This window comes from Pseudomonas chlororaphis (assembly GCA_001023535.1).
Taxonomy (GTDB): Bacteria; Pseudomonadota; Gammaproteobacteria; order Pseudomonadales; family Pseudomonadaceae; genus Aquipseudomonas; species Aquipseudomonas chlororaphis_E.
On the sequence record CP011020.1, the window covers coordinates 1,040,419 to 1,055,130 of the forward strand.

The 14,712-nt window shown below is 60.7% G+C and carries 12 protein-coding genes and 1 tRNA gene; 8 read left to right on the top strand and 5 right to left on the bottom strand.

All coding sequences use genetic code 11. From position 1 onward, the window contains the following. Positions 1-144 precede the first annotated feature (144 nt). The 8 genes from VM99_04485 to ychF all read left to right on the top strand — a co-directional run bounded on the left by VM99_04485 (position 145) and on the right by ychF (position 7,061). The gene (locus tag VM99_04485; GenBank protein ID AKJ97343.1) at positions 145-1,869 is read left to right on the top strand and encodes a hypothetical protein; all 1,725 of its coding nucleotides are present in this window, start codon (positions 145-147) and stop codon (positions 1,867-1,869) included. 4 nt (positions 1,870-1,873) lie between these two features. Beyond that, positions 1,874-2,491, top strand: coding sequence for a membrane protein (locus VM99_04490; GenBank protein AKJ97344.1), 618 nt, complete (start codon positions 1,874-1,876; stop codon positions 2,489-2,491). A gap of 1 nt (position 2,492) precedes the next feature. Continuing rightward, a complete protein-coding gene (locus VM99_04495; GenBank protein ID AKJ97345.1) occupies positions 2,493-3,344 on the top strand; it encodes a kinase in 852 nt (283 codons plus the stop codon). A 37-nt stretch (positions 3,345-3,381) separates the two neighbouring features. Further along, positions 3,382-3,456 (top strand) — tRNA-Gln (locus VM99_04500). A gap of 47 nt (positions 3,457-3,503) precedes the next feature. After that, positions 3,504-4,445: a ribose-phosphate pyrophosphokinase gene (locus VM99_04505; protein ID AKJ97346.1), complete on the top strand. Its 942-nt coding sequence runs from the start codon at positions 3,504-3,506 to the stop codon at positions 4,443-4,445. Between the two features lie 143 nt (positions 4,446-4,588). Continuing rightward, a complete protein-coding gene (locus VM99_04510; protein ID AKJ97347.1) occupies positions 4,589-5,191 on the top strand; it encodes a 50S ribosomal protein L25 in 603 nt (200 codons plus the stop codon). Positions 5,192-5,352: 161 nt separating this feature from the next. Next, entirely contained in the window at positions 5,353-5,937 is a 585-nt protein-coding gene (locus VM99_04515; GenBank protein AKJ97348.1) for a peptidyl-tRNA hydrolase, read from the top strand. A 23-nt stretch (positions 5,938-5,960) separates the two neighbouring features. After that, complete coding sequence (gene ychF, locus VM99_04520; protein AKJ97349.1) at positions 5,961-7,061, top strand: GTP-binding protein; 1,101 nt, start codon at positions 5,961-5,963, stop codon at positions 7,059-7,061. 148 nt (positions 7,062-7,209) lie between these two features. Here ychF and VM99_04525 read toward each other — a convergent pair whose 3' ends face one another. The 5 genes from VM99_04525 to VM99_04545 form a co-directional block, all read right to left on the bottom strand. Next, entirely contained in the window at positions 7,210-9,273 is a 2,064-nt protein-coding gene (locus VM99_04525; GenBank protein ID AKJ97350.1) for a calcium-binding protein, read from the bottom strand. 252 nt (positions 9,274-9,525) lie between these two features. Further along, positions 9,526-10,113: a hypothetical protein gene (locus VM99_04530; GenBank protein AKJ97351.1), complete on the bottom strand. Its 588-nt coding sequence runs from the start codon at positions 10,111-10,113 to the stop codon at positions 9,526-9,528. A gap of 4 nt (positions 10,114-10,117) precedes the next feature. Then, entirely contained in the window at positions 10,118-10,561 is a 444-nt protein-coding gene (locus tag VM99_04535; GenBank protein ID AKJ97352.1) for a hypothetical protein, read from the bottom strand. A gap of 111 nt (positions 10,562-10,672) precedes the next feature. After that, positions 10,673-12,223, bottom strand: a complete 1,551-nt coding sequence (locus tag VM99_04540; GenBank protein ID AKJ97353.1) for a membrane protein — start codon at positions 12,221-12,223, stop codon at positions 10,673-10,675. A gap of 256 nt (positions 12,224-12,479) precedes the next feature. Beyond that, positions 12,480-14,642: a chemotaxis protein gene (locus tag VM99_04545; GenBank protein AKJ97354.1), complete on the bottom strand. Its 2,163-nt coding sequence runs from the start codon at positions 14,640-14,642 to the stop codon at positions 12,480-12,482. Positions 14,643-14,712 lie beyond the last annotated feature (70 nt).

The following is a 14,712-nucleotide window of genomic DNA, read 5'->3' on the forward strand; positions in this document are numbered from 1 at the left end:
GGCAATTGTCCTACTTCGCCAGATTCAGAACAACCACTCGATCTCTATCGCCCGACACCCGCGCGTAAATCGACGGGGCGGTTATGTTTGACCGAAGGCTTGTGTCATGATGATCCGACCGCAGGTTAGTCGTCCTCTTCCTATATGAATAGATCTTCCGCGTTGTTCCTCGCTCTTGCCTTGCTCAGCGGCTGCCAGTCCATGGCCCCCGTGTCGACAGACGGTTCCCCACCGGTCGAAGACAGCACGCAAGCCCCTGAAAAGCCCAAGGTCTACGGCTCGTTCAGCGAAGAAACCATCTTCAGCCTGTTGAGCGCCGAACTGGCAGGCCAGCGCAATCGCTTCGACATTGCGCTGGACAACTATGTGACCCAGGCCATCAATACCCAGGACCCGGGCATCTCCGAGCGGGCGTTTCGCATCGCCGAGTACCTGGGCGCCGACCAGCCCGCGCTGGATACCGCACTGATCTGGGCCAAGAATGCCCCGGACGACCTGGAAGCGCAGCGCGCCGCCGCCGTGCAACTGGCGCGGGCCGGGCGCTACGACGACTCCATGATGTACATGGAGAAAGTCCTGCTGGGCAAGGGCGACACCCATTTCGACTTCCTGGCGCTGTCGGCAGCCGACACCGACCAGGAAACCCGCAACGGCCTGATGAAAAGCTTCGATCGGCTGTTGCAGCGTCATCCGAACAACGGCCAGCTGATTTTTGGCAAGGCCCTGCTGATGCAACAGGATGGCGACACCCAGGGTGCCCTCAGCCTGCTGGAAGACAACCCGCCGGAAGCCGGCGAAGTGGCGCCTATCCTGCTGCGCGCCCGCCTGCTGCAAGGCTTGAATCGCGGTGACGAAGCCCTGCCGCTGCTGGAAAAAAGCATCAAGAAGTACCCGGACGACAAACGCCTGCGCCTCACCTACGCCCGCATGCTGGTGGAGAACAACCGCATGGACGACGCCAAGGTGGAGTTCTCCAGCCTGGTCCAGCAGTACCCGGAAGACGACGACTTGCGTTATTCCCTGGCGCTGGTGTGCCTGGAAGCCAAGGCCTGGGACGAGGCCAGGGGCTATCTGGAAGACCTGATCGCCAGGGAAAGCCACGTCGATTCGGCCCACCTGAACCTGGGACGCATCGCCGAGGAACGCAACGACCCCGAAAGCGCATTGATCGAATACGCCCAGGTCGGCCCGGGCAACGACTACCTGCCGGCCCAGCTGCGCCAGGCCGATATCCTGATGGGCAACGGCAAGACCAGCGAGGCCCAGAGCCGCCTGGCCGTGCAGCGCGACGCCCAACCGGACTACGGCATCCAGCTGTACCTGATCGAAGCCGAGACCCTGTCGGCCAACAATCAGGGCGACAAGGCCTGGAATGTGCTGCAACAAGCCTTGAAGCAGTACCCGGATGACCTGAACCTGCTGTACACCCGTGCCATGCAGGCGGAAAAACGCAATGACCTGGGCCAGATGGAGAAAGACCTGCGCCTGATCATCCAGCGCGACCCGGACAACGCCATGGCCCTGAACGCCCTCGGCTACACCCTGTCGGATCGCACCACCCGCTACGACGAAGCCAAGTTGCTGATCGAACAGGCCCACCAGATCAACCCGGAAGACCCGGCCGTGCTCGACAGCCTGGGTTGGGTGAACTTCCGCCTGGGCAATCTCGACGAAGCCGAACGCCTGTTGCGCCAGGCCCTGGAGCGTTTTCCCGACCAGGAAGTCGCCGCGCACCTGGGCGAAGTCCTGTGGGCCAACGGCAAACAACGCGAAGCCCGGCAGATCTGGAGCCGCTTCCTAAAGGAGCAGCCCGACAGCCCGATCTTGCGCGGTACCATCAAACGCCTGACCGGATCAGAGACCCTCTAAGACCATGTTTTTGCGCCACTTCATCGTTTTCAGCTTCATCGCCCTGCTCGCCGGTTGCGCGGGCTTCGGTGCCCGTGAATCAGTCCAGGGCCATGGCAACCCGGCCCAGTGGCGCGAGCACAAGACCCAACTGAGCGGCCTCGACGGCTGGCAGATCGACGGCAAGATCGGCATCCGCGCACCGAAGGATTCGGGTAGCGGCACGCTGTTCTGGCTGCAGCGCCAGGACTACTACGACATTCGCCTGTCGGGCCCGCTGGGTCGCGGCGCGGCCCGCCTGACCGGCCGGCCGGGCCAGGTGGCGCTGGAAGTGGCCAACCAGGGGCGCTACGAGGCGCCGACGCCCGAAGCCTTGCTGGAAGAGCAACTGGGCTGGAAATTGCCGGTTTCCCACCTGACCTGGTGGGTACGCGGCTTGCCGGCGCCGGACAGCAAGAGTCGCCTGACCCTTGACGCCGACAGCCGCCTGTCCAACCTGGAACAGGACGATTGGCAGATCGAATACCTCAGCTACGCCCAGCAGAACGGCTACTGGCTGCCCGAGCGCATCAAACTGCACGGCAGCAACCTCGACGTGACGCTGGTGATCAAGCAATGGCAGCCGCGCAAGCTGGGGCAATGACATGACCGCTTCACGCCTGACCCTGCCCTCCCCGGCCAAACTCAACCTGATGCTGCACATCCTCGGGCGTCGCCCGGACGGTTATCACGAACTGCAAACGATCTTCCAGTTTCTCGACTACGGTGACGAGATCACTTTTGCCGTGCGCGACGACGGCGTGATTCGCCTGCACACCGAGTTCGAGGGCGTGCCCCATGACAGCAACCTGATCGTCAGGGCCGCGAAAAAACTCCAGGAACAAACCGGCTGCGCGCTGGGCATCGACATCTGGATCGAAAAAATCCTGCCCATGGGCGGCGGAATCGGCGGCGGCAGTTCAAATGCGGCGACGACTTTGCTTGGGCTAAACCACCTCTGGCAACTGGGTTGGGACGCCGATCGGCTGGCGGCGCTGGGCCTGGAACTGGGGGCCGACGTCCCGGTTTTCGTGCGTGGGCACGCCGCTTTTGCCGAGGGCGTCGGGGAAAAACTCACGCCAGTGGAGCCCGAAGAACCCTGGTACCTGGTACTGGTGCCGCAAGTCTCTGTAAGTACAGCAGAAATTTTTTCAGATCCACTGTTGACACGTAACTCTCCTCCCATTAAAGTGCGCCCCGTTCCCAAGGGAAACAGTCGAAATGACTGCTTACCGGTGGTAGCGAGGCGTTATCCAGATGTTCGTAACGCCTTGAATTTGTTAGGTAAATTTACCGAAGCAAAACTCACCGGAACTGGAAGTTGTGTGTTTGGGGGCTTCCCAAGCAAAGCTGAAGCTGATAAAGTCTCGGCCCTTCTTACAGAGACCCTTACAGGGTTTGTAGCAAAAGGAAGCAACGTTTCGATGTTGCACCGCAAGCTGCAAAGTCTGCTCTAAAAGGAATCGAGTGCTGGGCACTCGCAGCAACAGATACAGGGGCGTCGCCAAGCGGTAAGGCAGCAGGTTTTGATCCTGCCATGCGTTGGTTCGAATCCAGCCGCCCCTGCCATTTTCCTATACTCATCCAGGTATACCCTCAGCCTTCAGGTACTGCGCGTGTCCAAGATGATGGTCTTTACGGGGAACGCTAACCCCGATCTGGCTCGGCGTGTCGTACGTCAGCTGCATATCCCTCTCGGTGACATTTCTGTCGGTAAGTTCTCCGACGGCGAAATCACTGCCGAGATCAATGAAAACGTTCGCGGTAAAGACGTCTTCATTATTCAGCCGACCTGCGCTCCGACCAACGATAACCTGATGGAACTCGTCGTGATGGCTGATGCCTTCCGCCGTTCCTCGGCTACTCGTATCACTGCTGTTATTCCTTACTTTGGTTATGCCCGCCAGGATCGCCGTCCGCGTTCCGCACGTGTGGCCATCAGCGCGAAAGTCGTGGCTGATATGCTCACCGTCGTTGGCATCGACCGTGTTCTCACGGTTGACCTGCACGCTGACCAGATCCAGGGCTTCTTCGATATTCCCGTGGACAACATCTACGGCTCCCCCGTTCTGGTGGATGACATTGAAGACCAGCGCTTCGAAAACCTGATGATCGTCTCCCCGGACATTGGCGGTGTCGTGCGTGCACGTGCCGTTGCCAAATCCCTGGGCGTGGACCTGGGTATCATCGACAAACGTCGTGAGAAGGCCAATCACTCCGAAGTGATGCACATCATCGGCGACGTCGAAGGACGTACCTGTATCCTGGTCGACGACATGGTCGATACCGCCGGCACCTTGTGCCACGCGGCCAAGGCCCTGAAAGAGCACGGCGCAGCCAAGGTCTTTGCCTACTGCACACACCCTGTGCTGTCGGGTCGGGCGATCGAGAACATTGAAAATTCCGTGCTGGACGAACTGGTGGTGACCAACACCATCCCGTTGTCCGCAGCAGCACAAGCCTGTGCACGTATCCGTCAACTGGATATCGCACCGGTTGTTGCCGAAGCGGTTCGCCGCATCAGCAATGAAGAATCGATCAGCGCGATGTTCCGCTAAGGGCCCTGCCCTCGCGATGACATCTCGTTGACGAAAAGCGCCCCGCCCCGGCATTCACTGTCGGGGCGGGGCTTTTTTGCCCATATCGCCTTTAGCGCTGGTCGCAAACGCTGGGGCGAGTATGGTTATCCTGGAGATACAACATGAACGATTTTACTCTGAATGCTGAAGTGCGTTCCGACCTGGGGAAAGGTGCGAGCCGCCGCCTGCGTCGTCTCGCAAGCCTGGTTCCAGCTGTAGTCTACGGTGGCGACAAAGCCCCTGAGTCCATCAGCATGCTGGCCAAAGACGTTGCCAAACTGCTCGAAAACGAAGCGGCCTACAGCCACATCATCGAGCTGAACGTAGGTGGTTCCAAGCAGAACGTCGTGATCAAGGCCCTGCAACGCCACCCAGCCAAAGGCCACGTGCTGCACGCCGACTTCGTCCGCGTTGTTGCCGGTCAGAAGCTGACTGCTGTTGTTCCAGTGCACTTCATCAACGAAGCTGCTCCGGTCAAGAAAGGCGGCGAAATCTCGCACGTGACTTCGGAAATCGAAGTGTCCTGCCTGCCGAAAGACCTGCCTGAATTCATCGAAGTCGACCTGGCTGACGCCGAAATCGGCACGATCATTCACCTGTCCGACCTCAAGGCCCCTAAAGGCGTTGAGTTTGTTGCCCTGGCACACGGCGATGACAAGGCTGTTGCCAACGTCCACGCTCCACGTGTTGCTCCAGAAGCTACCGAAGAAGGCGCTGCAGAGTAATTTCACTCTGTCGCCGGAGTGACCGGAACCATCGCGGACTGGAACGTAGCGAGACAGCGGGCGAGAACGCGAAGTTTACTTAACGGTAGATCCGCACTGTTCATCCACTGTCGCTTCGAACTGACCGCGACGTTATCCACACTCCAGGAAGGGCCCCTATCGTGACTGCCATAAAACTGATCGTTGGCTTGGGAAATCCAGGCGCTGAATACGAACAGACCCGGCATAACGCAGGGGCCCTTTTTGTTGAGCGCATCGCGCACGCACAAGGCGTCAGCCTGGCAGCCGATCGCAAATATTTCGGCCTGACCGGGCGCTTCTCGCACCAGGGTCAGGATGTTCGCCTGTTGATTCCCACCACCTACATGAACCGTAGCGGCCAGGCCGTGGCGGCATTGGCTGGTTTCTTTCGCATCAAGCCGGAAGAAATCCTGGTGGCCCACGACGAACTCGACCTGCCTCCGGGCGTTGCCAAGCTCAAGCAGGGCGGCGGCCACGGCGGTCACAACGGGTTGCGCGACATCATCGCGCAACTGGGCAATCAGAATACCTTTTACCGCCTGCGGCTCGGCATTGGCCACCCGGGCGTTGCCAGCATGGTTTCAAACTTTGTCCTGGGTCGTGCGCCTCGCGCCGAACAGGAAAAACTCGATGCCAGCATCGACTTTGCCCTCGGCGTGCTGCCGGATATCCTCGCCGGTGAATGGAACCGCGCGATGAAAAACCTGCACAGCCAGAAGGCCTGACACTCACTCCTCGGGGAAACACCATGGGATTCAATTGCGGCATCGTCGGCCTGCCTAACGTCGGTAAGTCCACCCTGTTCAACGCCCTGACCAAATCCGGTATCGCGGCCGAGAACTTCCCCTTCTGCACCATCGAGCCGAACAGCGGCATCGTGCCGATGCCCGATGCGCGCCTGGACGCCCTGGCGGCAATCGTCAATCCCAAGCGCATCCTGCCGACCACCATGGAATTCGTCGACATCGCGGGCCTGGTGGCCGGTGCTTCGAAAGGCGAAGGCCTGGGCAACAAGTTCCTGGCCAACATCCGTGAAACCGATGCCATCGCCCACGTGGTGCGCTGCTTCGAAGACGAGAACGTGATTCACGTCTCCAACAGCGTCGACCCGAAACGCGACATTGAGATCATCGACCTGGAACTGATCTTCGCCGACCTCGACAGCTGCGAGAAGCAACTGCAGAAAGTCGCCCGCAACGCCAAGGGTGGCGACAAGGACGCCGTGGTCCAGAAAGGCCTGCTGGAGCAACTGATCGCCCACTTCACCGAAGGCAAGCCTGCGCGCAGCCTGATGAAAAACATGGGCGCCGACGAGAAGCAGGTGATCAAGGGCTTCCACCTGCTGACCACCAAGCCGGTGATGTACATCGCCAACGTCGCTGAAGACGGCTTCGAAAACAACCCGCACCTGGACGTGGTCAAGGCCATCGCCGAAGAAGAAGGCGCCGTGGTCGTTCCGGTCTGCAACAAGATCGAAGCGGAAATCGCCGAGCTGGACGACGGCGAAGAGAAGGACATGTTCCTTGAAGCCCTCGGCCTGGAAGAGCCGGGCCTGAACCGCGTGATCCGTGCCGGTTACGAGATGCTTCACCTGCAGACCTACTTCACCGCTGGTGTCGAAGAAGTCCGCGCCTGGACCGTCCGCGTCGGTGCCACCGCTCCGCAAGCCGCTGGCGTGATCCACACCGACTTCGAAAAAGGCTTTATCCGCGCCGAAGTCATCGCCTACAACGACTTCATCCAGTTCAAGGGTGAGGCCGGTGCCAAGGAAGCCGGCAAATGGCGCCTGGAAGGCAAGGAATACGTGGTCAAGGACGGCGACGTGATGCACTTCCGCTTCAACGTCTAATGCCTGCCTGCTTGCGTAATCGGAAGTAGGAAAAAGCTCTGCTGCTGTTTGAAAAGCCCCTTCATTGGGGCTTTTCGCTGTCTGGCGACAGGGATGAAGCCATCGCGTGGCAGCCAACCCACCGCCACGCGACCGTCTCGAGCAGGCATCAGGTCAACAGATGCCCTGGATCGACCTCTGGCGCGACGCCAACCATCCCTACCCCGGCATCAGGCGCGAAGATCATGTGGTCCTCGTCAAGGCTTTCCCGCCAGTCTCCAGCAAGGCCGATCTGGAACCAGTGGCCCTGTGCATCCGCCTCTACATCCTTCAGGTAGGTGCGATCCGATGCTTGGTTGTAAACCACCTTCAGCGTCGTGCCCGTCCCCTCTCCGAAGCCGGTATAGCCCAGCGCCGATACATCGATCCTGTCGTCGACCGTGAAGCCTTCGATAAGGTCGGTGAAGCTCTGGCTGTCCGTGCGATAGCTGTCCTCGGTGGAGGTATAGCGGAAAATGTCGGCGTTCTGCTGATGATCGGTCCAGAGAGAGAGGTCGGTTCTGTCGCCGCCGTTGAGGCGGTCAGCGCCCCTGCCGCCGATGATGACATCTGCGCCCGCACCGCCGTTGATGCGATCATTACCGTCCAGGCCATAGATGATTTCCGACAAGGCAGAACCGGTGATCGTGTCTTGGGTAGCCGAACCTTCTACAGTGGGCGCGGTGAACACCAGGTGGGTGCCGTTCAACTGCCCCACCCAATTGCCGTCCAGGGCCAACTCAAACCGCTGCCCAGCGGCGTCGGCATCGAAGCTCTTGAGGTAGGTGCGCGTGCCGTCGGCGCTGGCCACCACGGCCAAGGTTGCGTCGTGACCATTGCCGATGCCGATGAAGCCCAGGCCTATAAGGTCGATGCGATCCTGAAAGGCATCGAAGTCCAGGATCCGGTCGCTGCTGTTTTGCGTATCGGTACGGAAGCTGTCGCTCAGTTCGGTAAAACGGAAGATGTCAGCGCCAGCGCCCCCTTGCAGAAGATCGCGCCCGCCATTGCCCTGGAGCACATCGTCGCCCGCCAGGCCGTGGATGATCTCGGCGGCATCGGAGCCTTGCAGGATTTCCTCGCCGGCGCCCCCCTCCACATGAAGATTGCCATCCTGGCTGCCGAAGCCGGTATCTACGCTGCCATCCGCGTTCAAGCGAATGACGCTGAAGTCCCCGCTGCTCGTGCCGGCAGCCACGATCTTGCCATCGGCTTGTACCGCCAAGGCCACCGGCGTGTCCGCCTCGAAGGTCACCTTGCCATGGGCACCAAAGCCGGTATCAAAGGAACCGTCAGCGTTAAGCCGTGCCACGGTAGCCCAGGGGTCGCCTGCGACATAGCCCATGACAATGATCTTGCCGTCCGCCTGCAGGGTAACCACCGAGTCTTCGCCGAAGCCCATGGCGGGGCTCAGGTAAAGGACGCCGTTGTCACCGAAATGGCTGTCCCGCTGACCATCAGGGGTGAAGCGCTGCAGGGCGTACGTCGGTTCTCCCATGCCGGCCGCATTGTAGGCCGCTGCGACCACGACACCGCCGTCGGCCTGCACCGCCGTCGAAATCCCTCCGTTGTAGTACGGGTCGGCGGGGATGTTCACTGTCAGCACGCCTTTGTCGCCAAAGCCATCGACGAACGTGCCATCGTCGCCGACCCTCGTCACGGTGGCCTGGTCAAACCCGCGGGCACTGACCTGGAAGGTGCCATCGGTATTGGCCGTCAGGTCGATATCCTTGAAGTCATGGCTGATGCCGACCGTCATGACACCGCCCTGGCCAAAGGTTGCATCGCGCGTCCCATCGCTGTTGTAGCGCTCCACCTGTATACCGGTATTCAGCGCCACGGCGACAAGCACCTTGCCATCGGACTGCACCGCCGTCAGCTCGTAGCGCGACGCCGGGGCTATCGCGGCAGGGACAATGTCGATGCCTGCGTCATGGAAGCCGGTGTCCAGGCTGCCATCGGCGTTCAGGCGAACAACGCAGTGGTTCTGTTCGTAACCGTAGCTTTCCTCGCCGGGCGCCCCGGGGTATCCCCAGGCTAGGTATTCGGTATAGCCGCCAATCAGTATCTTGCCGTCCGGTTGGATAATGATGCTCTGGTTATCGTCGAACAGGCCGTTGAGATCGACCTGGACAGTGCCAGGACCCGTTCTCACGGTATGGGTACTTTCCGTCGTACTGTCGGCGGTTGCCATGGCTTAATCCTTTAAGGGGGAGCTGGACCCGTGACTTTAGTAAAGGGTTCAGGATTTGCACGCTGCCCCGACGCGCCGACGCGCCCCACTCGACGAGCGGCGTGTGCTGGCCGGTTGGCTTCGCTGGTGAGCTCAGGAGCCGGGCCTGGCATGCGGTACCCTGTAGTCGCCCACAAAAAAGCCGCGTTGATTCGCGGCTTTTTTGTGGGCGGGTATCAACCGGCCCTGGGTAATGCTCGTTGAATCGCGGGGCTAGAACAAATAGCCCATGTAGACGGCCGCGCCGCCACCGGCCTGCACGCCGGCGTTCATGCCCGCCATGACCAACGCGCCCTTGGCCGACTGCAACAGCTGGCGGTTGACTGTGCTATGGGCGATCAGCGAGGTGGCCGGAGTGGAGCTCATCGCCACTGACAAGGCCAGCAGCTTGGGATCGAGCCCGAACAACAGGGCGGTGGCCGAACCACCGACCACCAGGCCTGCGCCCACCTCGGTGTACAGGCAAGGTCCGGTGATGTCGTCGTCGGTCAGGTCACGGCTGGCCAAGGCATCGCTGACAAACACCTTGCCAGTGCTGGGAAAGGCCTCTGCCGCGCCGGCCGCGCCCACGCTCTTGCCCTTGATCTGCAAATTGACCTTGCCGAAGCGTGGCAGCCGCGCACCAAACCCGACGCCCAGGCCAACACCGCCGTAGCAGTAGCTGACGTCCTTGCCCTCTGGCGAACGCAGGATGATCGAACCGCCACTGCCCGCCACGATCGCCACGGTGACGCCGCCACCGCTGGCGGTCTGGTATTGCCAGCGACTTTCATTGACCGGGATTGGGATGTTGTAGCTCATACGTTCAAAATCCTTTATGTGAATGAACCGCACCGCGGCCGCGCTGACGCAAGACGCTGGCCAGGCCGACGAGGGAGAACACCAGGCCGATCGCGCCCAGGACCGCCGAAGTACCCCACAGCGCCCCCAGGTCATCGACGATGGCGCTGCCGGCCGGCTGCTCGGGCAGGTAATGCACGCGCACAGCCTGATCCTGCTGGTAGCCAAAGATAAAGCCGCCCTGGGGATAGGATATTTTTTCACCGCTGGCGCTGGTGAAGGCGATCTCAGGGTGCGAGCCGCCGGCATTCAGGCGGCTGACGACACCGTCGGCGATCTGTGCGCGCGCGAGAAACTCGCGGCGCTCAAGGGTGAGATTGACCGTGATGACCAACAGGCCGATACCGATCAGGGCAAACAGCAGGCCCAGCAATACCTTCCCGATGGGTGACGAAGAGTCGTTAGCCATGATTGTCTCGCAATCGTCCTTGAAAGAGGGCCGTCAGGATAACAAGAAGTGTCACGCTGTCGCACCCTCGGCAAGCATTTCGCCAAGCACCTGCCCGTCAGCCCCTGGCGCCTACGCGTCCCTGCGCATCAGGACCCGCGTAACGCGACGCTCCTGCACCTCCACGACGGTCACGTTCCACCCCTCCCAATGCAATTGGTCGCCGATGACTGGCAAGCGATCCAGCAGGCTCATGACCCACCCGGCGAGTGTCTGGTAATCATCGGTCGCTTGCGCCTGGAAATCGACGTGCTCGCGGATCTGGCTAAGATTCAGCGCACCGCTGACCAGATAGCCATCGTCCTGCGCGACGATGTTCGGCCCTTCGATTTCACTGGCGTCCGGCAGCTCGCCGGCGATGGATTCGAGGATGTCGGTCATGGTGAGCAGGCCGATGAAGTCGCCGAATTCGTTCACCACGAACGCAATGTGGGTGGACGCCTTGCGCATCTGCTCCAACGCGTTGAGGATCGTGAAGCTGTCCAGCAGGTTGATGGCCTGGCGCGCCATGGCTTCCAGGTTGGGCGGATTGCCGGCGAGCATTTCCTTGAGCAATTCCTTCTTGTGGATAAAGCCCAAGGGCTCATCCACGCGCCCTTCCCGAATCAACGGCAGTCGGGAATACGACGAATGCATCAACCTCGTACGGATCGCTTGCGGCGCGTCGTCCAGGTCAATGTGGTCGACCTCCGCACGCGGTGTCATCACCGTGCGGATCGGGCGCTCCGCCAACTGCAGCACGCCACTGATCATGACGCGCTCGCGCCGATCGAACACCTGCTCGACCTCGTCACCGGCGAGCATGTCGGCGATTTCCTCGCCCACTTCTTCGGCACTCAACTTCTGCCCACCGAGCAATCGCATCACCGCATGGGCGGTACGCTCCCGCATCGGCCGGCGACCTTGCAGGCTCTTCTTGCGACGCGCCCGCGCCAACTGGTTGAACAACTCGATCAGGATCGAGAAACCAATCGCGGCGTAGAGGTAGCCTTTCGGGATATGAAAGCCCAGGCCCTCTGCGGTGAGGCTGAAACCGATCATCATCAGGAAGCCCAGGCAGAGCATGATGACCGTGGGGTGCGAGTTGACGAAACGGGTCAGCGGCTTGCTGGCAACGATCATCAGGCCGATGGAGAAAATCACCGCGATCATCATGACCGACAAGTGCTCCACCATCCCCACGGCGGTGATGACCGCGTCCAGCGAAAAGACCGCATCGAGCACCACGATCTGCGCCACGATCGGCCAGAACAGCGCATAGGCAGCGTTGCCGGAGCGTTGCGCCACATGGCCTTCAAGGCGCTCATGCAACTCCATGGTGGCCTTGAACAACAGGAACACGCCACCGAACAGCATGATCAGGTCCCGGCCCGAGAACGTCTTGCCGAACACCTCGAACAACGGTTCGGTCAGGGTCACCATCCAGGAAATGCTGGCCAACAGACCCAGGCGCATCAACAACGCCAGCGACAGGCCGATCACCCGGGCACGATCACGCTGCTCGGGCGGCAACTTGTCCGCGAGGATGGCAATGAATACGAGGTTATCGATGCCGAGCACCAGCTCCAGCACGATCAGGGTCAACAGGCCAAGCCAGGCCGTGGGGTCGACGATCCATTCCATGGGGATTATTCACTCCCTCGAAAAGACGTCGCAAAAAGGCGGGGGTTGAAATGGAGCAAGCTGCCGGGAGGTTCCACGTGGGCGTTCATATCGACCTGAAAGTAATTGGGGATAAAAATCCTACATAACTTCAGGACATGTCATACGAGCGGAATCATTACAGGATCTGACAAAACCCTGCATCGCACACCGATGCAGGGTTTTGTCATGTCTGGACGAAGGCCCTTGGCTTGGGCTAGAGGGCGGTTGGCGCCCTTCAGGCGCGCTTGACCTTGAAGCGACTCAATACCCGCTGCATCACGCCGGCCCGCTCCGACAGGTCCTTGGCCGCCGTTGCGCATTCCTGTGAGTTGGACTGGTTTTTCTGCGTCACTTCATCGATCTGTTCCAACCCGACGCTGGCCTGCTGCAAGCCCGAGGCCTGCTCGCTGGACGCCTGGTAGATCAGCGAGACGAGGTTGGAGACCGAACTGGTGCCATGGACGATGTTCTTGAGGGATTCGGCGGTCCGGCCGGCAATGACCATGCCGCGTTGGGTCTTGCCGGACGAATCGGCAATCAGCGCCGCCGTCTGCTGTGCAGCTTCGGCACTGCGGGCGGCCAGGCTGCGTACCTCGTCCGCCACGACGGCAAAACCACGCCCGAGCTCACCAGCCCGGGCGGCCTCGATGGCTGCGTTCAACGCCAGCAGGTTGGTTTGCGCGGCAATGTTGTCGATGGTGGTGATGATTGCCGTGATGTCCTTGCCCGAACTGTCGATGTCGGCCATCGCGGCAATCAACTCGCTCATCAGCTTGTCGCTTTCTCCGGCATCGGCGCGGGACGCCTGGGACTGCTCGTCGGCTTTCTTGGCGTTGGCGGCGTTGTCCCGGGTCTGGGCAGCCATTTGCGTCATCACGGCGCTGATCTCGGTGATCGACGAAGCGGAATTGGAAGCCCCCTCGGACAAGGATTGACTCAGGTCGGTGACCTGCGCCGAACTGCCGCTGATTTGCGTGGCGCTGGCCTGGACTTCGCAGATCAACTGGTTGAGGTTGCCGACCATCTTCTCCAGCGATTTGCCAAGGGTATCGTGGGGCGAGGACAGCCGGACCTCCAGATCCAGGTCGCCTTCGGAGATGCGTTCGGCCACCCTGACCTGCCGTTGCAGGCTCTCGGACATGTCATTGAGGGCAATCGACAGTTGCCCGACTTCGTCTTCGGATTTCTGCACCAGGCGCCGGGAGAAATCCCCCAGGCTGATGTTGGCGGCCAGGGCCGCGGCCTCGCGAATCGGCCCGACGATCTTGGCCGCGGCCAGCCACAGGGCCGCCAGGGCCAGCAGGGAAATACCCAACCCCACCGACACTTGCCAGATGCTGTTGCTGATACTGCGCGACTGCAACTCCTGCTCCAGGGCGATGGCCTGGCTCATGACCACCGCCTTGGGCAGCCGGATGAGCACCGCCCACGGCTTGCCTGTGCGCCCCAGCTCAATGGGCATCAACACTTCGATGTTCTGCGTTTGCGTATTGAGCTGGCCGTCACCCCGACCACTCTGGATATCGCGTAACACTTTTTCCCAAGAGTCGGGCAACAGCGTTTTGATGGGCTGCCCGATCAGTTCGGTACGCTGGCTGTCGGCAACCACTAGCCCTTGGTTGCTCATGATCGATACGGAGCCCTTGCCGCCGTAGAGGTCGGCAGACATCTGCTCGCTGAGTTTCTGGATAAAAGCGATGTCGAAGTCCGCCCCCACTACGCCACGGAACTTGCCGTCGGACACGATCGGCACCGATAAGGTGGTCAGCCAGACGTTCTTGCCCTGGACCACGTAAGGGATAGGGTCCAACACGCTTTCCTTCAGGGTGTCGCGCGGGCCGCTGTACCACCCTCCCTTGGGCACGCCGTTGGGATGGCGGTCTGCCGAGTCGTATTCCACCAGGGGTTGCACCGCGACATGGCCGTCGGCGCTGCGTGTCCAGTAAGGCGTGAAACGTCCCGTCAGTGGGTTGTTGCCATCACGTTCATTACGGAACGCGAGATCCTGCCCATCCAGCGCATCCGGCTCCCAGCAGGAATAGGTGCCATTGAACTCGGGGTTGTCCTTGAGAACACTGAGCAAGATGGTGTTGACCTGATCGCGCCCCAGCACCAGCGGGCTCTGAGATGCCTTGCTGGCAGCAAAGGTGTTGGCCATGGTGCGGGCCGCATCCAAGGCATTTTGCAACTTGGCCTGGATGGCGTTGGCCCGGGATCCGGCCAGGTTCTGAATTTCCCGGATCGTTGATTTTTCAATCAACGTCGTCACTTCGTTAGAAACATACTGCTCATTGGAACGAGCGGAAAAGAGCCCGTAGACAACCAGACTGATCGACGAGATGAACAGGCATACGCCCGCCGTGACACAAATACGTGCCTGCAATGACTTGAACTTCATATCAACCCCTGCTGATTCTATAAAGGGCCAGCGTCAACGACGGCGGCATTCCAACTTGTGCACGACGTAG